Origin of the sequence: Marinobacter sp. W-8, from assembly GCF_044342215.1 — a bacterium.
Taxonomy (GTDB): Bacteria; Pseudomonadota; Gammaproteobacteria; order Pseudomonadales; family Oleiphilaceae; genus Marinobacter; species Marinobacter nauticus.
Genome location: NZ_CP172297.1, coordinates 549,771 through 574,380, shown reverse-complemented (window position 1 = coordinate 574,380; position 24,610 = coordinate 549,771). Strand labels below are relative to the sequence as shown.

The window sequence follows — 24,610 nt, the reverse complement described above, 5'->3', positions numbered from 1 at the left end:
GGCACACGGAGTGCCCGCTCACGCTGCCAAAAACAATTCGGCTCACTCGGATTCCAGCTCGATGTCGATACCCAACGAGCGGATTTCCTTGACAAGAACGTTGAAGGATTCGGGCATGCCCGGCTCCATGCGATGATCGCCATCGACAATGTTCTTGTACATCTTGGTCCGACCGTTTACGTCGTCAGACTTGACGGTGAGCATTTCCTGCAGGGTATAGGCGGCACCGTATGCCTCCAGAGCCCAGACTTCCATCTCACCGAAGCGCTGACCACCGAACTGAGCCTTACCACCCAGCGGCTGCTGGGTAACCAGGCTGTAAGAGCCGGTAGAACGAGCGTGCATCTTGTCGTCGATCAGGTGGTTCAGCTTGAGAATGTACATATAGCCAACAGTCACCGGACGATCAAACGCATCGCCGGTACGGCCGTCATAGAGCTTGGTCTGACCGGTGGTATCCAGGCCAGCCAGCTCAAGCATTCTCTTCACCTCGGCTTCCTTGGCACCATCGAAGACTGGTGTTGCCATGGGAACGCCACCACGCAGGTTGTTGCACAGCTCGAAAATCTCTTTGTCAGTCAGACTGTCAAGGTCAACCTTGAACACTTCGTCCGAGTGATTGTAGATCTCGTCCAGCAACTTGCGAAGCTCAGCCACCTTACGCTGCTCATCCAGCATGCGGCTGATCCGCTCACCCAGACCTTTCGCCGCAGCACCAAGGTGAGTTTCAAGTACCTGACCAACGTTCATCCGCGAGGGTACACCCAGCGGATTCAGAACGATATCGACGGTATTGCCAAACTCGTCGTAGGGCATGTCTTCAATCGGCATAACCGCAGAGATAACACCCTTGTTACCGTGACGGCCAGCCATCTTATCGCCCGGCTGAATACGACGCTTGATTGCCAGGTAAACCTTAACAATCTTGAGTACGCCAGGAGCCAGATCGTCGCCCTGCTGAAGCTTGCCCTTCTTGTCGTCAAAGCGAGCTTCGTGCTCTTTCTTGCGATCCTCGAGGCCCTGCTCGGATTTCTCCAGCAACTCGTTCAAAGCTTCGTCTTTCATGCGCAGCTTGAACCAGTCGGCTCGCGGCAGTTCCGCCAGATAGGCTTCTTCCAGCTTCGCACCCTTTTTCAGGCCCGGACCACTGATCACTTCCTGACCTTTCAGAGCGGCCATCAGACGCTCGAACGTCGCACCTTCAACAATGCGGTACTCGTCTTTCAGGTCCTTACGGTACTTGTCCAGCTGCTCTTTCTCGATCGAAAGCGCACGGGCATCTTTCTCGATACCGTCACGGGTGAATACCTGAACGTCAATGACCGTACCACGGGTACCGGTCGGCACACGCTGAGACGTGTCCTTAACGTCAGACGCTTTTTCACCAAAGATGGCACGCAGCAGCTTTTCTTCCGGGGTCAGCTGGGTTTCGCCTTTCGGCGTTACCTTGCCCACCAGAATATCGCCGGGGCCCACTTCAGCGCCGATGTAGACAATGCCGGACTCATCCAGCTTGGACAGTGCGCTTTCACCGACGTTCGGAATATCTGCGGTGATTTCTTCGCTGCCCAGCTTGGTATCACGAGCCACACAGGTCAGTTCCTGAATGTGGATGGTGGTCAGACGATCTTCCTGAACCACTTTCTCGGAGATGAGAATGGAGTCCTCAAAGTTGTAACCGTTCCAGGGCATGAACGCGATGCGCATGTTCTGACCCAGAGCCAGCTCACCCAGATCCACAGAAGGACCATCCGCCAACACATCGCCACGGGCAATCACGTCACCCTGACGCACGATAGAACGCTGGTTGATACAGGTGTTCTGGTTGGAGCGGGTGTACTTGGTGAGGTTATAGATATCCACACCTGCATCACCGGCTTCGGTTTCTTCGTTGTTGACGCGAACCACGATACGGGCCGCATCCACGCTTTCGATCACACCACCGCGACGCGCAGTTACACACACGCCAGAGTCCTGAGCCACCGTGCGCTCAACACCGGTACCCACCAAAGGCACCTGCGACTTCAGGGTCGGCACCGCCTGACGTTGCATGTTCGCACCCATCAGGGCCCGGTTGGCATCGTCGTGCTCCAGGAACGGGATCAGAGACGCCGCGACCGATACAACCTGGCGCGGAGACACGTCCATGAAGTTAACCGCTTCCGGCGGAGCCACGGTAAATTCGTTCTGGTGGCGAACGGTAACCAGCTCGTCGGTCAGACGCTTGCCTTCATCGGTAGCGGCGCTGGCCTGGGCGATCACGTAGTTGCTCTCTTCAATCGCAGAGAGGTAAACCACCTCGTCGGTCACCACACCATCAACCACCTTCCGGTACGGACTCTCAAGGAAGCCGTAGGAGTTGGACCGGGCGTAGGTTGCCAGCGAGTTGATCAGACCGATGTTCGGGCCTTCCGGAGTTTCGATCGGGCACACGCGGCCGTAGTGGGTCGGATGTACGTCACGGACTTCGAAGCCGGCGCGTTCACGGGTCAGACCACCTGGGCCCAACGCGGAAATACGACGCTTGTGGGTAACCTCGGACAGCGGGTTGTTCTGATCCATGAACTGGGACAGCTGGCTGGAGCCAAAGAACTCTTTCACAGCGGCCGCAACCGGCTTGGCGTTGATCAGGTCCTGCGGCATCAGGCCTTCGCTTTCGGCGAGACTCAGACGCTCACGCACTGCACGCTCAACACGCACCAGACCAACACGGAACTGGTTTTCGGCCATTTCACCCACGCAACGCACACGACGGTTGCCCAGGTTATCAATGTCGTCCACCTGGCCCTGGCCGTTACGGATGGCAATCAAGGTCTTCAGTACGTCGATGATATCGTCGTGCGTCAGCGTACCTTCGCCGGTGCTTTCTTCCCGGCCCAGGCGACGATTCAGTTTCATCCGGCCAACGGCGGACAGATCGTAACGCTCTTCGGAGAAGAACAGGTTGTTAAACAGATTCTCCGCAGATTCCTTGGTAGGCGGTTCGCCCGGGCGCATCATGCGGTAAATTTCCACCAACGCTTCGAGCGGGGTGCGGGTCGGGTCGATACGTAGGGTATCCGACATGAACGGACCGCAATCCAGGTCGTTGGTGTACAGCGTTTCAATGTCTTCAACACCGGCATCAAGGATCTTGGTAACCACTTCCTCGGTCAGTTCGGTGTTGCATTCTACCAGCACTTCGCCGGTAGACTGATCGATCATGTCCTTGGCCAGGACACGACCGTAGAGATACTCGGTCGGTACTTCCAGCTCGGTGATACCGGCTTTTTCCAGCTGCTTGATGTGACGGGCAGTGATCCGGCGGCCTTCTTCAACAATCACGTTGCCGTCATTGTCTTTGATGTCGAAGGTTGCGATATCGCCCCGCAGACGGCTTGGTACCAGCTCCAGCTTGCACACTTCCGCGCCCAGGCTGAACTTACTGGTTTCAAAGAACATCTCGAGCATTTGCTCGGAGGTATAGCCCAGACCACGCAACAGAATGGAGGCCGGCAGCTTACGACGGCGGTCGATACGAACGAACACGGCGTCCTTCGGATCGAACTCGAAGTCCAGCCAGGACCCACGGTAAGGAATCACCCGGGCTGAGTACAACAGCTTGCCGGAGGAATGGGTCTTACCCTTGTCGTGATCGAAGAACACACCAGGTGAACGGTGGAGCTGGGAAACAATAACGCGCTCGGTACCGTTAACAACAAAGGTACCGTTCTCGGTCATCAGGGGCATTTCGCCCATGTAGACTTCTTGCTCTTTGATGTCCTTGATCGCCTTGTTGGACGATTCCTTATCATAAATGATCAGGCGGACCTTCACCCGTAGCGGCGCGGCGTAAGTTACGCCCCTGAGCTGACATTCCTTGACGTCAAAGACTGGCTCGCCGATTCGGTAGCTCACATACTCGAGCGCGGCGTTGCCAGAATAACTGACGATCGGGAATACGGATTTGAATGCTGCATGAAGACCAGTTTCCCGGCGGTCTTCAGGCGCAGTTTCCATTTGGAGGTAGTCCCGGAACGAATCCAGCTGAATAGACAGCAAATAGGGGACTTCCATCACGGAAGGCAATTTACTAAAGTCTTTGCGAATCCGCTTTTTCTCAGTGTAGGAGTAAGTCATCTGCATTCCCCAGCTTTAGACCTGATACCTGGTATCAAGAAGCAATCAAATGTTCTGCTTCGGGGCCGAGTTGCTCGGCTTATCGCGCCGTCTTGAACAAGACTCTGGCTGTAGGTTATAGATCTGACATCAACCTGCAATTGCACACCAGACTCTATAGCATATACAACAGAAAAAGGCCGGTGGCACGAAGCCACCAGCCCGTCCATGCTTAACGCACGGTGTCGATCAACAGCCGACTCTTACTTGAGCTCAACAGAAGCGCCTGCTTCCTCAAGCTTCTTCTTGGCTTCTTCAGCCTCGTCCTTGCTTGCGCCTTCCTTAACAGTAGAAGGTGCGCCGTCAACCATTTCCTTGGCTTCTTTCAGGCCCAGGCCAGTCAGTTCACGAACGGCCTTGATAACGTTTACTTTCTTCTCGCCAGCGCCGGTCAGAACTACGTCGAATTCGGTCTTCTCTTCGGCGGCTTCGCCAGCAGCGGCAGCAGCCGGAGCGGCAGCAACAGCGGCAGCAGCAGAAACGTTAAACTTCTCTTCCATTGCTTCTACGAGCTCAACAACTTCCATTACGCTCATTTCAGCAATTGCATTCAAAATATCGTCTTTAGACAGAGCCATGACTTTCTCCCAAAAATGTAAAAAATGGTGTTCAACAGAATCAAGCAGCGTCTTGCTTCTGGTCCCGGACTGCAGCTACAACACGTGTGATCCTGCCCGGAATATCGTTCAGGGTACGTGCAAGCTTGGTAACTGGTGCCTGTGTAACAATGGCCAGCTTGGTCAACGCTTCGTGCAGCGTCGGCAGCGTAGCCAGGCGATCAATCTGTTCTGCACCCATCAGCTCACCGCCGACAGCCAGACCCTTGATTTCGAACGCCTCTTTCTCTTTGGCAAAATCCTTCAGCAGGCGCGCAGCGGCACCCGGATCTTCCATTGAGAAAGCCAGAATGGTCGGACCAACCAGCGCCGGATCAATGCACTCGAACTCGGTACCACGAATCGCGATCTTTGCCAGGTTGTTACGAACAACCTTCAGACGCACGTTTTCGGCACGAGCCTTGGCACGCAGCGCCGTCATGTCACCGGAGGTGACACCACGGTAGTCAGCCAAAACCACAGACAGAGCAGTACCAGCAGTCTCGTTGACTTCAGCGACGATCGCTTTCTTGTCTTCGAGTCTAATTGCCACTGGTTTTCTCCTCGATTTCGCCGGCTTATGCCAGCAAACCCATCTATGTCCCTCGCGGGACGCCTAACGGTGTTTGGGTTCAGAGAGAACGTCGTCACACCGTCTGCGCAGGCGTTGCTTTAACCCTTGAGGCGCCCTCAGGAGGGCGCTGCGGGGGCCTGCGGTCTTTGACAGCCTTGGCTTCCGCCCAGACTACAAAGTAACTACCGCTCAGAGCCTCAGATGCTCAGATGCTCAGAGTACCCTGATCGATAGTCAGGCCAGGACCCATCGTGGAAGAGATGGTGATCTTCTTCAGATACACACCCTTCGACGATGCAGGCTTGGCCTTTTTCAGATCTGCCACCAGAGCTTCAAGGTTTTCCTTGATGTTCTGCGCAGAGAATTCAACGTTACCCAGCGGAGCGTGGATAATGCCGTTTTTATCAGTACGGTAGCGAACCTGGCCGGCTTTGGCGTTCTTGACCGCAGTCTCAACGTCGGCAGTTACAGTACCAACCTTCGGGTTCGGCATCAGGCCGCGCGGACCAAGGATCTGGCCCAGCTGACCAACCACACGCATGGCATCCGGAGTGGCAATAACCACGTCGAAGTCCATATTGCCTTTTTTCACTTCGTCAGCCAGATCATCCATACCTACCACGTCTGCACCGGCAGCAGTGGCTTTCTCGGCATTGGCACCCTGAGTAAACACAGCTACACGAACAGTCTTGCCAGTACCGTGCGGCAGAACAGTGCTGCTACGTACGACCTGGTCAGATTTACGCGCATCAACACCAAGGTTAACGGCCACGTCTACAGACTCTTTGAACTTGACGTTCTGGCCCAGCTCGGCCAACAGTGCTACCGCCTCATCAACGGTGTAGGCACGGGTAGAGTCTACTTTTTCACGAATCAGCTTCTGACGCTTGCTCAGCTTTGCCATCTTACAGACCCTCCACGTTCAGGCCCATGCTGCGGGCAGTTCCGGCAATGGTACGAACCGCTGCTTCCATGTCGGCAGCAGTCAGATCCGGCTCTTTGGTCTTGGCAATTTCTTCCAGCTGAGCACGGGTTACCGTACCCACTTTGTCCGTGTTCGGACGACCGGAACCGCTCTTGATGCCAGCCGCTTTTTTCAGCAGCACCGGCGCCGGCGGGGTCTTGGTAACAAAGGTAAAGCTGCGATCACTGTATACGGTGATGACAGTCGGAATCGGCAAGCCCGGCTCCATGCCTTGAGTCTTGGCATTAAAGGCCTTACAGAATTCCATGATGTTTACGCCGCGCTGACCCAGGGCCGGACCAACGGGGGGACTCGGGTTGGCCTGACCGGCAGCAACCTGAAGCTTGATATAGGCTTCAATTTTCTTTGCCATGATAGTTCTCCTGTGGGTTCTGACGCCTCTCGGCTCCCCGTTTATATAACTGCCTTCAGCAGACACAAAAAGCCCGCGTCGCCGTGGCGCGCGAGCTCTCAGGTTTTCAGGCTACGCTCAGTCTTTCTCGACCTGACCAAACTCCAGCTCTACCGGAGTTGAACGGCCAAAGATCAGGACCGCAACCTTAACTCGACTCTTCTCGTAGTCGACTTCCTCAACAACGCCATTGAAGTCTGCAAACGGACCTTCAACAACGCGTACAATCTCACCCGGCTCGAACAAGGTCTTCGGCTTGGGCTTGTCAGCACCGCTTTCTACACGACGCAGGATTGCCTCAGCCTCGCGTTCGGTAATCGGTGCCGGCTTGTCCTTGGTACCACCAATGAAGCCGAGTACCCGAGGAGTATTCTTGACAAGATGCCATGAGGCATCATCCATTTCCATCTGGACCAATACGTACCCGGGATAGAACTTGCGCTCGCTCTTGCGCTTCTTGCCATCGCGCATTTCGACGACTTCCTCGGTCGGAACCAGGATCTCGCCAAACTTGTCTTCCATGCCTTCGAGCGCCACACGCTCCTTCAGAGTGCGCATCACGTGCTTTTCAAAGCCAGAATACGCATGAACGACGTACCAGCGTTTAGCCATTGCCCACTCCCGTTAGCCGATGAAGCCGGCGACCAGCCAGCTGATCAGCGAATCCATACCCCACAAGATCAGAGCCACAACCAGAACAAACACCACAACAATAATCGTGGTCTGAACCAGCTCAGGCCTGGTGGGCCAGACGACTTTCCGGATCTCTACGCGTGCTTCCTTCAACAGGGTGGCAAAACGACGGCCACGCTCGGTCTGCAGCGCAACAAATGCAGCAACAAGACCCAGCCCAACAAGAGCCAGAACCCGATACAGCACAGACTCGGCACTGAAATACTGATTACCAACCACACCAACGGCAATCAGAACAAAAACAACCAGCCATTTCAGAGCATCGAAACGGCTGGTCGACTGAACGGCTTTTGACTCCATAGGAATCAGCTTATGTATCCGGATGTTGAAAAATGGCAGGCCAGGAGGGAATCGAACCCCCAACCTGCGGTTTTGGAGACCGCTGCTCTGCCAATTGAGCTACTGGCCTGCACCGAAACAACTCAGCGCAACAACAAACGAGTAACCCGAAGGTTACTCGATGATCTTGGAGACCACGCCGGCACCAACGGTACGACCACCTTCGCGAATCGCGAAGCGCAGGCCATCTTCCATGGCGATCGGAGCGATCAGGGTGACGGTCATTTTCACGTTGTCACCCGGCATTACCATTTCTACGCCTTCCGGCAGTTCGCAAGAACCGGTCACGTCAGTGGTCCGGAAGTAGAACTGCGGACGGTAGCCCTTGAAGAACGGAGTATGACGACCACCTTCTTCTTTGGACAGTACGTACACTTCACACTCGAACTTGGTGTGCGGCTTGATGGAGCCCGGTACACACAGAACCTGACCACGCTCAACGTCGTCACGCTTGGTACCACGCAGCAAAACACCGACGTTCTCACCGGCACGACCTTCGTCCAGCAGCTTGCGGAACATCTCAACACCGGTACAGGTGGTCTTGGTGGTGTCGCGGATACCCACGATTTCCACTTCGTCACCAACCTTGATGATGCCACGCTCTACACGGCCAGTTACTACGGTACCACGACCGGAGATGGAGAATACGTCCTCGATCGGCATCAGGAACGGCTGATCGATCGCACGCTCCGGCTCAGGGATGTAGGCGTCCAGGGCTTCTACCAGCTTCTTAACCGCGGTAGTACCCATCTCGTTGTCGTCTTTACCTTCCAGAGCCATCAGGGCAGAACCGGTGATGATCGGAGTGTCGTCACCCGGGAAGTCGTACTGGCTCAGCAGGTCACGAACTTCCATCTCAACCAGCTCCAGCAGCTCCTCGTCGTCTACCATGTCGGCCTTGTTCAGGAACACGACAATGAAAGGAACGCCAACCTGACGGGACAGCAGGATGTGCTCACGAGTCTGCGGCATGGGGCCGTCAGCTGCGGAGCAAACCAGGATCGCGCCGTCCATCTGTGCCGCACCAGTGATCATGTTCTTCACATAGTCAGCGTGGCCCGGGCAGTCTACGTGGGCGTAGTGACGGGTCGGAGAATCGTACTCTACGTGAGAGGTCGCGATGGTAATACCACGCGCACGCTCTTCCGGTGCGTTATCGATCTGATCGAAAGCACGGCTCTCGCCAGTGCCCCAAACTTCGTGACATACACGAGTCAGGGCGGCTGTCAGAGTGGTCTTACCATGGTCAACGTGACCGATGGTGCCCACATTTACGTGCGGCTTGTTACGCTCAAACTTTGCTTTAGACATTTCGACCAATCTCCCTAATCAACCAGGATCGCAACGTTGACCGGATAAAAAATGGAGCTCATGACCGGAATTGAACCGGTGACCTCATCCTTACCAAGGATGTGCTCTACCGACTGAGCTACATGAGCATTGAAACCAAATTGGAGCGGGCAGCGGGAATCGAACCCGCGTCATCAGCTTGGAAGGCTGAGGTAATAGCCACTATACGATGCCCGCGAGCAATTAGTGGTGGAGGGGGCAGGATTCGAACCTGCGAAGCTTTCGCGTCAGATTTACAGTCTGATCCCTTTGGCCACTCGGGAACCCCTCCCGAACAAATCCGCAAAAGCGAACCTGCTTAAAACTTAAAGTGGAGCTGGCGGACGGAATCGAACCCCCGACCTGCTGATTACAAGTCAGCTGCTCTACCAACTGAGCTACGCCAGCTCACATTCGCCTGTTCAGCGAGGGCGGTATACTACGGATTTTTTTCCGGCCTTGCAACACCTTCACAAGCATTGCTTTCAACGAAATCGAACTCGTAACCGGTTTCCGCTTCAACCGCTTGAACCCATTCACTTTCTGCCATGGATTCAACCTCAAAAACGAGCGCGTATCCTAAACGATTTCGAGGGAACTTGGCCAGCACTACATTCAGATTTGCCTGTTTTTTTTCTGCCATTACCGATTGCGCAGCCTCAAGGGATTCGAACAGCCCCAGGGAAATGGCGTTACGGTACTCTCCACGGGAAACAATGTACGATTCCACGCCCTGAAGATAGAGCTCACGGAACTGGGCTCGCGCTGCTTCCGGCGGCTGCGGAGGAATCAATACCCAATGCAGGGGCGGTAACTCCTTCTCAACCTCAACAATGCCGACTCTATGCTTGAGACCGGCCGCCACATTCTCGGCGTCATCCCTCGCCTCAAACATTCCGAGCGTTATCCGTAGACAACTCTCTTCCCGGGAGAGGCTCTCCATGGTCTCGGAAGCCACTTTCAGACTGGAGACACGTGGCAGGATTCCAGATGAAACGCCGACATAACGGGATGGCTCGATCCAGGCCGGCACAAACCAAACGGCCAGATTGAGAGCTGCCAACAGAAACGCCAGCCACTTCATCACAGAACGCCCGCGCTGGCGATTCGCTCAAGACCGTCAAGCACCATACCCTCAATTACGTTTGCCTCAAGACCAAGGGCCTGCAAACGCCGGGCATCGCCACCGGTCAGGTAGATCGCAGAGAGTCCAAAGGCTTTTGCATCGTGATGAATCCTCTGGACAAGGGCCTCAGTGAGCCAGGCCAGACCGTGGTTGACGCATTCGCCGGTCGATTGTCCCGGGCGGGTGTCGAGTTGCTCACTCTGCTCAAATCCAATTCGTGCCGCATCCACTTTTAGACTACGGCGCATCATCTGGAGCCCAGGAAGAATGTAGCCACCGAGGTGTCGCCCGCCCGCATTGACATAGTCCACGGTGACGGCGCTACCGGCATCGACAACGGCGAAAGAAGCCTTACACCTGACCCAACCAGCCAGCATGACATGCCATCGATCAGCCCCCATGCGCGACACATCCCCATAGGAATTGGACAGGCCGTCGCGCGTCGACTCAGCCCAGCAATATTCAACAGGCACCTTGGCCCGGGCAAGCAACAGTTCATGAAGTTGCGCGCGGGCGCTTTCCGAGGCCACCGTCGACACCAGAATTCTGTCAATGTCAGACCAGTAGCCTGAAAGTCCGATCAGGGGCTCAGCATCTGCCATGACCGCTGCCCCTTCAAGAGGGCCGCCTGTTCCAGTCAGTCGCCATTTCAGGCGGGTATTACCAGCGTCAATCAACAAAATCATTCAGACACCCGCAAACTGATATCGCCCGCCCGCACCGGTATTTCGCCCTCTGCTGTTTTCAGGAGGTAGTTCCCGGTTTCGTCGATACCGCCTCCCACGCCCTTTAATTCACCGTCACGAGTGACGAGGGGCAGGCCGTTAAAGATATCACGGCGCTGCCAGCGCTCCCGGAATTGCCGGAAGCCGCCAGCCTCAAATTCTGTCACTGCTGCCAGAATGTGAGTAATCATCCCGGCAGCGAGTTGGTTGCGAACCCAGGCCTGGTCTGGCCAACGCTTGTCCAGGCTCGTCCAGGGCTGATCAACGTCTTCAGCTTGAGTCATATGCACGTTGATACCGATTCCTGCGATCACCTGAACACAACCTTCCTGGAGTTCGCCCTGGATTTCTACCAGGATCCCACCAAATTTCTGGCCCTGGGTAAACAGGTCATTGGGCCACTTGAGCCCTACCTCACCGCCCCCAACCTGCTCAATGGCATTGGCGACGGCAATGCCAAGGGCCAGACTGAGGCCATCCAGGGCCGAGAACCCACCTTTTATCGACAACCCAAGGCTCAGGTAGAGGTTCTGGCCCTTGGGGCTGGCCCAGTTCCGACCTCTTCGACCACGGCCGGACGTCTGACAGTCAGATAACACCACCGGGAGTGGCGCCGACGTCAGTAGGCGCGCAACCTCGGCGTTTGTGGAATCCACTTCATCCAGAACAGTGAGCTGTATCCGCTCTCGAACCGAAGCATTGAGCTGACCAAGAATGATGTCACGGTCAAGCAGGTCCAGTGCGGACACCAGCTGGTAACCCTGCCCGCGAATGGTCCGTATGTCAGTTCCGTCGGCGATAGCCTTGCGGATATGCTTCCACACCGCCGTCCGGGAAACGCCCAGCTTCTGGGCCAGCGATTCACCGGAATGGATTTCACGATCACTGAGCAGGGACAGCAATGCATTGGATTTCATCAATGAGCTTCCAGACGGGGAATAAACAAGCCCGGATTAAACAACAGGAGGGGATTGAAAAGCAAAGGGGCAGCACTGGCCTTACCCCTTTACCGGTCGCGACGTCAGGGGATAGGTGTCGCGGTCAGGTTTGCGCGAATATTCACGTTCTGCAGCACGGCGCCGAACACGGCGGTCTGGGCGCCACCCACAGGATGAACCAGATCGATATTATTTATGGTCAGTTCCTTGAAACGGGTTTCCGCCTTGACCGCGAATCCCAGTGGACGGTTCAGACGATCAGCCTCCGAAGGAGAGGACACATACCGATAACCCTGAGGGGCCGAGGCATCCATAATCTTTTCGTCACCACGGGCGCCATTCACCCCCAGCGAGTCCGCTCCATTTTCTTTCTTCACGACTCGGGTCTGGTAAACGTCAACGGATAGATCGGTTTGAATACCGTAGGTGTTGTCGTCGACGCCATCACCATCGAAATCACCACCGTCACTCGTGTATATGTTGTCCAGAACCAGGCGGGTTCCGGAACCATTCACGGCCTGCCCCTGGCCATCGACGGTCCGATTGGTTTCCCACAACAGCGAATTCCGCTTCTCGCTGCTCTGAGCACGGGCGAGGATGTTCTTCATCTCGATCGTGACACCTTCCTCGCCCCGCATTTCCCACTCACCGCCCGATGCCGAACAGGCCGAGGCCGAAGCACCAGCGCCACCCACACAGACGTTGCCGGCACCACCAGGCTTGATCAACGTCGTGCTCCCCTGTTCAAAACGCTGGATCTTCAAACGCCCAAGGCTCTCTCCATCGACACCATTACCGATCCGGACATTGCCGATATCCATGGTGCTCCAGGACTCTTCCGTTGCCAGCGCCAATCCTTCATCGGTAACATCCAGAGTCATGTTACGAACATGACCATCATAGGTCATATCGGTCAGCCAGAGACCTTTCTGGGGCTGCTCACCGTTACCTTCGTCATAAGGAGCGGCAATCACTGCAGCACGACCGTCACGAATGTGAATATCCGAATTAATCGTCAGGCCCTCACCGGAAGCGCCACCGGCTCCGAGCGTCATATGGCCGTCCAGCGTAAAGTCGTAGGCGGGATAGATGCCGAGCGCCAACAACAATTCTGTGCCACCCTGCAATGGCGCATCATCACTGCCAACGCGCATCCCATTAATACGGTAACCGGCCTCAAGCCCCTCAAAACCAATTCTCAAGCCGTCATAGAATCGGGTTCCCCCCTGAATACCGTCACGGGTAACGTTCACGGTAATATCACCCTGCCCCCAGGACTGAAGGCCGCTGATAATCACCCTGTTGCCGTCCTCGGTATAGCTCAGATCAGAAAGCCTGAGACTCCACTGGGCAGCCAGCCTCAAACCCTGGGCACCGGCATCGGCATGCCCTCCGCCCTGCAGGTAAAGCGCATTGGTGTAGCTGCGTCCACCAAATACCTGGTCTTCCAACAGAAAGCTCAGGTTGAAGGCCCCAAAGCTCTTACCAGCAGCGCCAATCTCAATGGCTCCGACCTCAAACTCGCCTTCCATTCGCCCAAGCGTTAAACCCACTGCCGGTCGGCCGCGCCAATCCTCATCCACATCCAGACGAAGGTCCTGAATTCGGTAGGAACCAGTGATGTCTCTCAGGGCGAGTGCATGGCCATCATCGTGATAGAGGAAAGACGCGCTATGTATGGTTGTCTCGTTATCAAACCTCAAACCCTCCCCTGCGCGGCCTCCTGCGGATATACCGGTCGTTGAGGACAGTTCGTACTGGCCAGAGAGACCGCCATAGCTGGGCAGCAGGTCACCGTTACCATTGGTGCTACGGCCATATATGGCAGGATCGCTGGAATATCGAATAGCACCGACCTGCCAGCTACCAGTCACTCTGGGAGCCGTCAGTTCCAGGGTCTGGCCCACCCTTTCCAGAGTTACCCCCAAGGCCTCAACGGACATCGTAATATCGTCCAGAAACACCGAATTGCCGTTGGTTCTGTAGCCCAGGCGGCCGCCCGTCATGGTGTACGCGGAATCAAATTCATAGCCATTTCCACCAGCGGTCTGCTGGCGCAGGCTCAAGGTGCCTTGAAGGCTATGGTCAAAGAAAATACCCCCCATGCTGACACCCGGCGCGCCGGCCAGCCTAATGTCCGAGAATTCGACCCGCCGGTCTTCCACCAGGTATTCAAGATTCAACGCGGCATCGCTGCCAATGTCGATCCTGGTTCGGTGAAATGCGCCCTGCCCGGGCACCTCGGAGGAACCCACACGCATACCTTCCAGATGGACGCCCTTTCCATCGTCGTAATAGGAAAGCTTGTCGGCGGCCATGGTCAGGTCAGTTTCGATGGTGATCCCGCTCTGGCCTCGTATCTCAGACAGCGCCCGGTCATCAAGGCTCTGGAGGTCTGCAGCGGTTATCATCGAATAGCTGCCGAGGCTCAGGGCGACCGCACTCAGTGGCAGGATTCCGGAAAGCTTACGAGTCATGATGCCTCCTGGCTAAGGGGTTCCGTCCGGAAAAACCAGAAGGTTACCCTGCATGATCACGTCCCCCTGCATTTCCACCGCAAAGATGTCGGTTTGCTGAAAGCCGGGGTCTGTTGGTCGTGGCGTGCTACTGGACGCGATTTTGAACTGTACGTCAGAAAACCGGACAACATTTGGCAAGCCCAGCTCAATCACATCACGGTCAAAGAGTGCACCATCCCCACCAAAGCCGGAATCGATCGAACGCACCCTCAGAGTCAGGCCCTCAAAGGCGAACATCCCCCGAATTTCATCCAGTACCATCCATCCGCCATCCTGCTTCAGCCGATAGGCAAAGCGAGCACCGCATTTCTTATCTGCCTCATCACACCGGCCAAAGTAATTGTTCTGAACCGGACCTCCCATTTCGTTTATGCTGATGTCGCCAGACAGATAGATCCCTCCCTGGCCGGAGACATCAGCCAGGGCGTCGTCCCCGAGCGGCGACATCTCGGAATACGCCAAGGCAGGAAGCAGTGCCGTAAAGAGCAGGCAAAACCGTGTAGCTGAACAACAAGTCAGACGGATCATGGCGCCAAGTCCTTGGTTCTGATTTCCAGGTGCTGAATGAGCATTCCTTCGATGCGGGCGGAGCCAAAATCCCGGTCACCGACACCAAAGTTGCCGATCCGGAGATTGCTCCGGTATTCCGGATTGGTGTAATAGGCTTCATAGAAGTCCCAGGTTGCGGTATCGCTGCCATCCCGAAGCCCGTTGGCGGCAATCTGCCCGGGTGCCGGTGTAGCAATAGCATCTACCTCCAGCACGAAATTACCCGTACCGTCGACATCAAAAAACACAGGCTGAAGCTCGTTACCGATCGCCAACTGAAGGACAAAATCGGACATGGTGATGCGGGAGCCACACTCGCTGCCATCCTGGGTGCAGGCGTTGATGGTTAGCTCCGGAGAGTAGAAGTTCAGCTTGAACTGGCCGGCCATTTGCTGGCGAGCGTCATCGCCCCAGAGGCGCAGGTAACTCCCGTCAATCACTGCACTTTTCGCATGTATATTCAGGTTGGCAGAGCGATCGTCACCCACGGCGACATTCATTTGCATTCCCATATCCGCTCGCTCGCCAATCCAGGATTCAGTTGCGGGGCGGCTTGAACAGGTACCGCTGCCAGCAGCCGCAGAGCCACCCAGGCAATCGTAACCCTCGGCCGCGCTGAGCATCGCGGGCCCGGCGATTTCCAACACCGATTTATCTCTGACCCCGATCGTGTTGCCGTCCACCACATCAATTCGCCAGGGATGCAGCAAACGCCCCAGGTTGACCGGGGTCAGATTCTGACCATAGGCGGAATCAGCGCCCGCGATATACAAATGATTCACGGTGATATCCACGTCCTGCCCGTCCGTGCTTTTGATGCCCGTGATTCGGAATATACGGGCCTGGTTGCCATTGGCATCCGGCGCGTCGGTTCCATGGGAGAAGGCAAAGTTATCGAGAACCAGGCCTATGCCGGCGCCATCGATCTCGGACATCTCGGACTCATTAAGAGTCACCATCTCAGCCTGGAGGGGCAAAGACCACAAGAGCGCTAACGACAACATTGAAGTGCAGGGGAAGTTGCAGAACCCGAATCCTCTCATCAGAACAGCCCCCGGCCACGGTCTATGTACTCAGTCCGATAACGGTCCGTGCCGTACAACGCCTCATTCAGGTTTACCTCGGTGGCGCCATTGGGGATATTGAAGAATGCGCCGGACGTCGCCCGAATAAAGTCCTCTACCGTGATGTCGGTTTTCTTGACGTCCTTCAGCCAATCCAGATCTTTGGTCTGAAACGAAATAAACGCACCATCGGCGGGACCGGTAATTCGCCGCTCACCATTGACCTCCTCAACCTGGCCAATCGGGAAGCTGTTGTAAATATCCAGATCAAAGCAGGAGTCTATACCCAGCACCATGCAATCCTGGGCATAGACATAGATGTCACCAGCACCACAGCTGAAGAAGGAACAATCCGGCACCTCGATCTCCGAACTGGATCCCCAGCCAATCAGGTTCTTCAGAGACCAGCGGGTGAATCCGGCGGCACCTTCGAGAACGAACTTTTCCCCGTTCGGAATACCGATATACTCCGCACGGATGGGATCAAGCTCGCCAATGCGCGGGTCGCCTTCCGCTCCGTAGACCAGCTGAGCCTTGGTGGCGAGCGGGCTGCCGGATTCGAGCAACGGAGTTAGAAGTACAATCAACTGATCAAAGAAATTGCCCATTGAGTTCGCTTCCCGGAGGCCCTCACCCCGATCGATAATGTCAACATTGACGTTACCGGTCAGTGTTTCGATCTTGCCGGAAAGAATACCCATGGACTCACCAAAGCCCAGACGAACACCTACCACCTCGTTGGTGGTCTCATCAAAGGCAAACTCGAAGAACGGGCTATCGATCATGAACGGAACAATTTCATTCTCGCCATAGGCTGAGCCATCGGGGCGATATTGTCGCGGGGCATCAGGGTTCTTGCTGTAGTAGGCCTGGTTATTGATGTACCCGAGCGCAAAATCGCGGATCAGTACATCGGAAGAACCCTGCTTCTCCCCCGCTCGCTCATATCGCCCCATCTCGAGAACATCGACATTGGTCTGGATTTCGATATCCATACCGAGATTGACACGGGTATAGGAGGTATTTTCGTTGGGATCGGGATGGTACTGGCGGTCTATGGAGACAAAGGCCTGACCTGTCACCTCGGACAGCTGGGCATCAGAAATGGGCTGCAAATCTGCATGGGCAGCCGAAGACAGCGCCATGGACAGCGCGAGGAATAGTCTTTTACGTGTACTCATAGCCATACCTGCCCGCCGCTTGTTGTTATTGACGGCAATGATCGAATGACTGATGAGTGTCTCTGAAGCTGGCTTTATAGTTTTTTCTTCGCCAGTCTTAAACGAATGTTAACGTTATTTATCGGGTGTAACTGTGCGGCTGGTCACAAGGGGGTCTGATGACCTGCATTGCTCGCGCTGGCGCGCTCGGCCCTTTGGGCCCGCCGTCGCTGCGCTCCCGCGTCCTGCGGCGTGCGTAGCACGCCTTGTCACATGGGGGGGTTGTGTAGTGCACAGCAGGGCCTCGATCCAAAATAAAAAAGCCCCGGCAGCAATTGCTGTCGGGGCTGTTTTATTTAGGAGCCTGACGATGACCTACTCTCACATGGGCAACGCCACACTACCATCGGCGCAGGTCTGTTTCACTTCTGAGTTCGGGATGGGATCAGGTGGTTCCAGACCGCTATGGTCGTCAGGCAAAACGGTTGATCACTGGGGGACGAGATGGAACTGAGTGATGTTGATTTCGTTGCGTCATCCGCAATTGTCTTGGGTGTTATATAGTCAAGCCGCACGAGCAATTAGTACCGGTTAGCTCAACGCCTCGCAGCGCTTACACACCCGGCCTATCAACGTCCTGGTCTTGAACGGCTCTTCAGGAGGCTCGAGGCCTCGGGGAGATCTCATCTTGGAAGGGGCTTCCCGCTTAGATGCTTTCAGCGGTTATCCTGTCCGAACATAGCTACCGGGCAATGCCACTGGCGTGACAACCCGAACACCAGAGGTTCGTCCACTCCGGTCCTCTCGTACTAGGAGCAGCTTTCCTCAAATCTCCAACGTCCACGGCAGATAGGGACCGAACTGTCTCACGACGTTCTAAACCCAGCTCGCGTACCACTTTAAATGGCGAACAGCCATACCCTTGGGACCGGCTTCAGCCCCAGGATGTGATGAGCCGACATCGAGGTGCCAAACACCGCCGTCGATGTGAACTCTTGGGCGGTATCAGCCTGTTATCCCCGGAGTACCTTTTATCCGTTGAGCGATGGCCCTTCCATACAGAACCACCGGATCACTATGACCTACTTTCGTACCTGCTCGACGTGTCTGTCTCGCAGTCAAGCGGGCTTGTGCCATTACACTAACCGCACGATGTCCGACCGTGCTTAGCCCACCTTTGTGCTCCTCCGTTACGCTTTGGGAGGAGACCGCCCCAGTCAAACTACCCACCACACAGTGTCCTCAACCCCGATAAGGGGCCAGAGTTAGAACCTCAAACATGCCAGGCTGGTATTTCAAGGTTGGCTCCACCGGAACTGGCGTCCCGGTTTCAAAGCCTCCCAGCTATCCTACACAAGCATGCTCAAAGTTCACTGTGAAGCTATAGTAAAGGTTCACGGGGTCTTTCCGTCTAGCCGCGGATACACCGCATCTTCACGGCGATTTCAATTTCACTGAGTCTCGGGTAGAGACAGCGCCCCCATCGTTACGCCATTCGTGCAGGTCGGAACTTACCCGACAAGGAATTTCGCTACCTTAGGACCGTTATAGTTACGGCCGCCGTTTACCGGGGCTTCGATCAAGAGCTTCGCACGAATGCTAACCCCATCAATTAACCTTCCGGCACCGGGCAGGCGTCACACCCTATACGTCCACTTTCGTGTTTGCAGAGTGCTGTGTTTTTAATAAACAGTCGCAGGGGCCTGGTATCTTCGACCGGCTTCCGCTCCACCCGCAGGGGTTTCACGTACACACCGGCGTGCCTTCTCCCGAAGTTACGGCACCATTTTGCCTAGTTCCTTTACCCGAGTTCTCTCAAGCGCCTTGGTATTCTCTACCTGACCACCTGTGTCGGTTTGGGGTACGGTCTCGAATAGCCTGAAGCTTAGAAGATTTTCCTGGAAGCAGGGCATCAATGACTTCGCGCCCTTGGGCACTCGTCGTCGCGTCTCGGGATTGTGGACCCGGATTTGCCTAAGTCCACTCCCTACATGCTTAAACCGGGGCAACCGTCGCCCGGCTCACCTAGCCTTCTCCGTCTCTCCATCGCAGCTATCCAAGGTACGGGAATATTAACCCGTTTCCCATCGACTACACCTTTCGGTCTCGCCTTAGGGGCCGACTCACCCTGCGCCGATTAGCGTTGCGCAGGAACCCTTGGTCTTCCGGCGTGCGGGTTTTTCACCCGCATTGTCGTTACTCATGTCAGCATTCGCACTTCTGATACCTCCAGCATGCTTCTCAACACACCTTCGCAGGCTTACAGAACGCTCCCCTACCCCGCATACAAAGTATGCAGCCGCAGCTTCGGTGACCAGTTTGAGCCCCGTTACATCTTCCGCGCAGGCCGACTCGACTAGTGAGCTATTACGCTTTCTTTAAAGGGTGGCTGCTTCTAAGCCAACCTCCTAGCTGTCTGAGCCTTCCCACATCGTTTCCCACTTAACTGGTACTTTGGGACCTTAGCTGGCGGTCTGGGTTGTTTCCCTCTTCACGACGGACGTTAGCACCCGCCGTGTGTCTCCCGGATAGTACTCACAGGTATTCGGAGTTTGCATGGGGTTGGTAAGTCGAGATGACCCCCTAGCCCAAACAGTGCTCTACCCCCTGTGGTATTCGTCCGAGGCGCTACCTAAATAGCTTTCGGGGAGAACCAGCTATCTCCGGGCTTGATTAGCCTTTCACTCCGATCCACAAGTCATCCCCTGGCTTTTCAACGACAGTGGGTTCGGTCCTCCAGTGCCTGTTACGGCACCTTCAACCTGCTCATGGATAGATCGCCCGGTTTCGGGTCTATGCCCAGCGACTAATTCGCCCTATTCAGACTCGGTTTCCCTACGGCTCCCCTAAACGGTTAACCTCGCCACTGAACATAAGTCGCTGACCCATTATACAAAAGGTACGCCGTCACAGAACAAGTCTGCTCCGACTGCTTGTACGCATACGGTTTCAGGGTCTATTTCACTCCCCTCACAGGGGTTCTTTTCGCCTTTCCCTCACGGTACTGGTTCACTATCGGTCAGTCAGGAGTATTTAGCCTTGGAGGATGGTCCCCCCATGTTCAGTCAACGTTTCTCGTGCGCCGACCTACTCGATTTCACTGAACTCAGGTTTCGGATACGGGGCTATCACCCACTATGGCGGCACTTTCCAGAGCCTTCTCCTACCAGTTGTTCAGCTTAAGGGCTGGTCCCCGTTCGCTCGCCGCTACTTAGGGAATCTCGGTTGATTTCTTTTCCTCAGGGTACTTAGATGTTTCAGTTCCCCTGGTTCGCCTCTTACACCTATGGATTCAGTGTAAGATACCAACCCGAAGGTTGGTGGGTTTCCCCATTCAGAGATGTCCGGATCACAGCTCGTTTGCCAGCTCCCCGAACCTTATCGCAGGCTTCCACGTCTTTCATCGCCTCTGACTGCCAAGGCATCCACCGTATGCGCTTAGTTGCTTGACTATATAACCCCAAGACAACTGATCACGAATCCACACTCTTCACCAGGCAAGCCTGATTCCGAGGCATCTTCGAGACAGCCACTTGAAGCAATAGAACAACCACTTCAACGACAACACCGGATAACGCTTGAAATCGCTATCACTTTGAACATTTTCTCTCGGAGATAATGAGAGAAAAATATTCGTGTTCTATCTCGTCCAATTTGTTAAAGAGCAAATCTGACCCAGTGATCAGAAAGAAGGGCTTCGAACTTTCATCAAGTTGAAACACTTGTTTCTGCACACTGCTAACCGAAGTTAGTCAGTAAAGTTTGGTGGAGCCGAGGAGGATCGAACTCCTGACCTCCTGCGTGCAAGGCAGGCGCTCTCCCAGCTGAGCTACGGCCCCTTTTCGAAACCACTCACCGAGTTGACTGTCGCCTTACTCGGAAAATCGTTCAGATCTAGGCGCGGCAAGGCGAAGCATACAATCCGTATGCGAGTCTTGGCGCAACGACGAGCTGAGCGATTTTGGTGGGTCTGGGTGGACTTGAACCACCGACCTCACCCTTATCAGGGGTGCGCTCTAACCACCTGAGCTACAGACCCAAAACACGGGCCTGATAGACCCATCTGCTCTCTTTATTAGCCAACCAAGTAATTCGTGTGGACTCTGACCGAAGCATTCGGCTTCGTTTAAGGAGGTGATCCAGCCGCAGGTTCCCCTACGGCTACCTTGTTACGACTTCACCCCAGTCATGAACCACACCGTGGTAATCGTCCTCCCGAAGGTTAGACTAACTACTTCTGGTGCAATCCACTCCCATGGTGTGACGGGCGGTGTGTACAAGGCCCGGGAACGTATTCACCGCGACATTCTGATTCGCGATTACTAGCGATTCCGACTTCACGGAGTCGAGTTGCAGACTCCGATCCGGACTACGACGCGTTTTAAGGGATTGGCTCACTCTCGCGAGTTGGCAGCCCTCTGTACGCGCCATTGTAGCACGTGTGTAGCCCTGGCCGTAAGGGCCATGATGACCTGACGTCATCCCCACCTTCCTCCGGTTTGTCACCGGCAGTCTCCCTGGAGTTCTCAGCATTACCTGCTAGCAACCAGGGATAGGGGTTGCGCTCGTTACGGGACTTAACCCAACATCTCACGACACGAGCTGACGACGGCCATGCAGCACCTGTCTCAGAGTTCCCGAAGGCACCAATCCATCTCTGGAAAGTTCTCTGGATGTCAAGGCCAGGTAAGGTTCTTCGCGTTGCGTCGAATTAAACCACATGCTCCACCGCTTGTGCGGGCCCCCGTCAATTCATTTGAGTTTTAACCTTGCGGCCGTACTCCCCAGGCGGTCAACTTAGTGCGTTAGCTGCGCCACTAAGACTTCAAGAGTCCCAACGGCTAGTTGACATCGTTTACGGCGTGGACTACCAGGGTATCTAATCCTGTTTGCTCCCCACGCTTTCGCACCTCAGTGTCAGTGTTGGTCCAGGTAGCCGCCTTCGCCACTGGTGTTCCTTCCTATATCTACGCATTTCACCGCTACACAGGAAATTCCACTACCCTCTACCACACTCTAGTCTGACAGTTCGAAATGCCGTTCCCAGGTTAAGCCCGGGGCTTTCACATCTCGCTTACCAAACCACCTACGCGCGCTTTACGCCCAGTAATTCCGATTAACGCTTGCACCCTCCGTATTACCGCGGCTGCTGGCACGGAGTTAGCCGGTGCTTCTTCTGTAGGTAACGTCAAGCCTCATGGGTATTAACCATAAGGTTTTCCTCCCTACTGAAAGTGCTTTACAACCCGAAAGCCTTCTTCACACACGCGGCATGGCTGGATCAGGGTTGCCCCCATTGTCCAATATTCCCCACTGCTGCCTCCCGTAGGAGTTCGGGCCGTGTCTCAGTCCCGATGTGGCTGATCATCCTCTCAGACCAGCTACGGATCGTCGCCTTGGTAGGCCTTTACCCCACCAACTAGCTAATCCGACTTAGGCTCATCCAATAGCGCAAGGTCCGAAGATCCCCTGCTTTCTCCCGTAGGACGTATGCGGTATTAATCCGGGTTTCCCCGGGCTATCCCCCACTACTGGGCAGATTCCTAAGCATTACTCACCCGTCCGCCGCTCGTCAGCGGGAAGCAAGCTTCCCCTGTTACCGCTCGACTTGCATGTGTTAAGCCTGCCGCCAGCGTTCAATCTGAGCCATGATCAAACTCTTCAGTTTAAATCATACAAGAACCCGAAAGCTCTTAATTCTTGCTCAAGACAAAACTCAATTTCGACGAGTCACTGTCCTGATATTTCGTGTCCGAAATACCTCGGCCAGCGCCCACACGAATTACTTGGTTAACTTTTTAAAGAGCGTTTGAGCTGTTGCTCAATCAAGGCCGCGTATTCTACATCGTTCCGCTACCCTGTCAACCGTTTATTTTTCGCTGTTTTCGCTTCCGAAAACCGCCGAAAAACTCTCCGGCTTACTGCCTGTTTCGAGGCGCGCATTCTACACTGAACCGCCTTCCTGTCAACCGCTTTCTGAAGTTTTTCTGAAACATTTTCTTCAGCGCTTTCAAGCAGTTATCGCTCAGGCTTTGCCTCTTTTCAGTGGCCTGCCCCTCAAGCGAGATGCGCATTCTACAGACCTCAGCCGAGGAGTCAACGGCCAATCTGAAAAAAATTCAGATTGGCCAAAACGCCACGAAAATCACTCGACAATGATCACCCGAGCAATCTTCTTTTTACCCGCCTGGATGACACACTCATCCCCTGCTACGAACATGCGCTGCCCCTCAAACTGCTGGCCATCCACATAAACCGCTCCACGCCCAAGCACGTCACGCGCCGCAGCACCGTTCTTCACCAGACCAGCAAGACGCAGAACCGCAGGCATCGGAATCTCACCCTGACCTTCCAGCGAAACCTCCACGACCGGTACGTTGTCCGGAATCTCACCGAGAGCAACCCGATTACCCGCCGACTTATGAGCCGTCTTTGCGGCCTCCTCATCATGGAAGCGGGTAATCAACTCTTCAGCGAGCACCTTCTTATAGTCCTGAGGGTTTTCGCCGCCGGCAACCGCGGCTTTGAATTGCTCGATCTCAGCCATCGGCCGGAAACTGAGCAACTCGAAGTAGCGCCACAGCAACTCATCTGGCATGGAAAGCAGCTTGGTATACATCTCCCCCGGGGAGTCGCTGACCCCCACATAGTTACCGAGAGACTTGGACATCTTCTGGAAACCATCCAGCCCCTCAAGGATAGGGACGGTCAGGATGGCCTGCGGTTTCTGGCCGTAATGCTTTTGCAGAATCCGCCCCATCAGAAGATTAAACTTCTGATCAGTGCCACCCAACTCAATATCAGCTTCCAGCGCCACTGAGTCGTAGCCCTGCACCAGAGGATAGAGGAATTCATGAATAGCGATTGGCTGCTCGGAACGATAGCGCTTGGTAAAGTCATCGCGCTCAAGCATACGGGCAACCGTATATTGCCCGGCCAGGCGAATCATATCCGCCGCTGTCATCTTGCTCATCCACTCGGAGTTGAAGACAACCCGGGTTTTTTCCCGATCCAGAATCTTGAACACCTGCTCTTTATAGGTAATCGCATTGTCGCGCACCTGATCTTCAGTAAGCGGAGGCCGGGTAGCACTCTTTCCTGTGGGGTCACCGATCATGCCGGTAAAGTCACCAATCAGGAAAATAACTTCGTGCCCAAGGTCCTGGAACTGACGCAGTTTGTTTATAAGAACCGTGTGGCCGAGGTGCAGGTCTGGCGCGGTTGGGTCGAAGCCGGCCTTCACTCGCAGCGGCCGACCTTCTTTCAGCTTTTCAACCAGGTCTTCCTCTGGAATCAGCTCATCAATACCCCGTTTGATAATCGCCAGCGCTTCATCTATTGATGCCATGAACCCCTCACCCCGTCTGTGACAATAAAGCGGGAGCCGGTTACAGAGGTCTACAAAAGAAATCTGTGAGTTACCAGCACCCTTGGTACAGTAGAAATGCTCAGAAAACGACCAAT

General features: G+C 55.1%; 16 protein-coding genes, 7 tRNA genes and 3 rRNA genes. All 26 read right to left on the bottom strand.

Translation table 11 applies throughout. The features are described from left to right. Positions 1 to 42: 42 nt before the first annotated feature. The 26 genes from rpoB to tyrS all read right to left on the bottom strand — a co-directional run bounded on the left by rpoB (position 43) and on the right by tyrS (position 24,494). Positions 43 to 4,119 carry a DNA-directed RNA polymerase subunit beta gene (rpoB, locus tag ACF8YQ_RS02595; RefSeq protein ID WP_206854965.1) on the bottom strand — a complete coding sequence of 1,359 codons (4,077 nt, stop codon included), beginning with the start codon at positions 4,117 to 4,119 and terminating at the stop codon, positions 43 to 45. Positions 4,120 to 4,361: 242 nt separating this feature from the next. Continuing rightward, positions 4,362 to 4,736 (bottom strand): 50S ribosomal protein L7/L12, encoded by a 375-nt coding sequence (rplL, locus tag ACF8YQ_RS02590; protein WP_011784240.1) that lies wholly within the window; start codon positions 4,734 to 4,736, stop codon positions 4,362 to 4,364. A 40-nt stretch (positions 4,737 to 4,776) separates the two neighbouring features. Next, positions 4,777 to 5,307 (bottom strand): 50S ribosomal protein L10, encoded by a 531-nt coding sequence (gene rplJ, locus ACF8YQ_RS02585; protein WP_014420483.1) that lies wholly within the window; start codon positions 5,305 to 5,307, stop codon positions 4,777 to 4,779. Positions 5,308 to 5,533: 226 nt separating this feature from the next. Next, a complete protein-coding gene (rplA, locus tag ACF8YQ_RS02580) occupies positions 5,534 to 6,232 on the bottom strand; it encodes a 50S ribosomal protein L1 (RefSeq protein WP_014420482.1) in 699 nt (232 codons plus the stop codon). 1 nt (position 6,233) lies between these two features. Then, positions 6,234 to 6,665 (bottom strand): 50S ribosomal protein L11, encoded by a 432-nt coding sequence (gene rplK, locus ACF8YQ_RS02575; protein WP_014420481.1) that lies wholly within the window; start codon positions 6,663 to 6,665, stop codon positions 6,234 to 6,236. Between the two features lie 117 nt (positions 6,666 to 6,782). Next, entirely contained in the window at positions 6,783 to 7,316 is a 534-nt protein-coding gene (gene nusG, locus ACF8YQ_RS02570; protein ID WP_011784236.1) for a transcription termination/antitermination protein NusG, read from the bottom strand. 12 nt (positions 7,317 to 7,328) lie between these two features. Continuing rightward, a complete protein-coding gene (gene secE / locus ACF8YQ_RS02565; protein ID WP_011784235.1) occupies positions 7,329 to 7,697 on the bottom strand; it encodes a preprotein translocase subunit SecE in 369 nt (122 codons plus the stop codon). A 33-nt stretch (positions 7,698 to 7,730) separates the two neighbouring features. Continuing rightward, positions 7,731 to 7,806, bottom strand: a tRNA-Trp gene (locus ACF8YQ_RS02560). A 44-nt stretch (positions 7,807 to 7,850) separates the two neighbouring features. Continuing rightward, positions 7,851 to 9,047 (bottom strand): elongation factor Tu, encoded by a 1,197-nt coding sequence (tuf, locus tag ACF8YQ_RS02555; protein ID WP_396622526.1) that lies wholly within the window; start codon positions 9,045 to 9,047, stop codon positions 7,851 to 7,853. A 52-nt stretch (positions 9,048 to 9,099) separates the two neighbouring features. Further along, positions 9,100 to 9,175 (bottom strand) — tRNA-Thr (locus ACF8YQ_RS02550). A 13-nt stretch (positions 9,176 to 9,188) separates the two neighbouring features. Next, positions 9,189 to 9,263: transfer RNA gene (locus tag ACF8YQ_RS02545), tRNA-Gly, on the bottom strand. A gap of 10 nt (positions 9,264 to 9,273) precedes the next feature. Beyond that, positions 9,274 to 9,357, bottom strand: a tRNA-Tyr gene (locus ACF8YQ_RS02540). A 40-nt stretch (positions 9,358 to 9,397) separates the two neighbouring features. Next, positions 9,398 to 9,473, bottom strand: a tRNA-Thr gene (locus tag ACF8YQ_RS02535). A gap of 31 nt (positions 9,474 to 9,504) precedes the next feature. Then, positions 9,505 to 10,149 (bottom strand): hypothetical protein, encoded by a 645-nt coding sequence (locus ACF8YQ_RS02530; RefSeq protein ID WP_396622525.1) that lies wholly within the window; start codon positions 10,147 to 10,149, stop codon positions 9,505 to 9,507. Next, entirely contained in the window at positions 10,149 to 10,877 is a 729-nt protein-coding gene (locus ACF8YQ_RS02525; RefSeq protein WP_396622524.1) for a type III pantothenate kinase, read from the bottom strand. Before ACF8YQ_RS02525 ends, ACF8YQ_RS02530 begins: the two co-directional genes overlap by 1 nt. Further along, positions 10,874 to 11,833 carry a biotin--[acetyl-CoA-carboxylase] ligase gene (locus ACF8YQ_RS02520; protein WP_396622523.1) on the bottom strand — a complete coding sequence of 320 codons (960 nt, stop codon included), beginning with the start codon at positions 11,831 to 11,833 and terminating at the stop codon, positions 10,874 to 10,876. The genes ACF8YQ_RS02525 and ACF8YQ_RS02520 overlap by 4 nt, the downstream gene beginning before the upstream one ends. Before the next feature lie 104 nt (positions 11,834 to 11,937). After that, the gene (locus ACF8YQ_RS02515) at positions 11,938 to 14,331 is read right to left on the bottom strand and encodes a DUF6160 family protein (RefSeq protein ID WP_396622522.1); all 2,394 of its coding nucleotides are present in this window, start codon (positions 14,329 to 14,331) and stop codon (positions 11,938 to 11,940) included. A 12-nt stretch (positions 14,332 to 14,343) separates the two neighbouring features. Further along, complete coding sequence (locus ACF8YQ_RS02510; protein ID WP_396622521.1) at positions 14,344 to 14,901, bottom strand: hypothetical protein; 558 nt, start codon at positions 14,899 to 14,901, stop codon at positions 14,344 to 14,346. Beyond that, entirely contained in the window at positions 14,898 to 15,857 is a 960-nt protein-coding gene (locus ACF8YQ_RS02505) for a hypothetical protein (protein ID WP_396622520.1), read from the bottom strand. The genes ACF8YQ_RS02510 and ACF8YQ_RS02505 overlap by 4 nt, the downstream gene beginning before the upstream one ends. Before the next feature lie 107 nt (positions 15,858 to 15,964). Beyond that, a complete protein-coding gene (locus ACF8YQ_RS02500; RefSeq protein WP_396622519.1) occupies positions 15,965 to 17,167 on the bottom strand; it encodes a DUF6160 family protein in 1,203 nt (400 codons plus the stop codon). A 341-nt stretch (positions 17,168 to 17,508) separates the two neighbouring features. Continuing rightward, a 5S ribosomal RNA gene (gene rrf / locus ACF8YQ_RS02495) occupies positions 17,509 to 17,623 on the bottom strand. A gap of 83 nt (positions 17,624 to 17,706) precedes the next feature. Beyond that, a 23S ribosomal RNA gene (locus tag ACF8YQ_RS02490) occupies positions 17,707 to 20,598 on the bottom strand. A gap of 311 nt (positions 20,599 to 20,909) precedes the next feature. Then, positions 20,910 to 20,985, bottom strand: a tRNA-Ala gene (locus tag ACF8YQ_RS02485). 123 nt (positions 20,986 to 21,108) lie between these two features. Beyond that, positions 21,109 to 21,185: transfer RNA gene (locus tag ACF8YQ_RS02480), tRNA-Ile, on the bottom strand. Positions 21,186 to 21,273: 88 nt separating this feature from the next. Next, positions 21,274 to 22,814 (bottom strand): 16S ribosomal RNA (locus ACF8YQ_RS02475). The 16S, 23S and 5S rRNA genes sit together here with 2 tRNA genes alongside, the layout of an rRNA operon. Before the next feature lie 477 nt (positions 22,815 to 23,291). Beyond that, positions 23,292 to 24,494: a tyrosine--tRNA ligase gene (gene tyrS / locus ACF8YQ_RS02470; protein ID WP_396622518.1), complete on the bottom strand. Its 1,203-nt coding sequence runs from the start codon at positions 24,492 to 24,494 to the stop codon at positions 23,292 to 23,294. Positions 24,495 to 24,610: the final 116 nt, after the last annotated feature.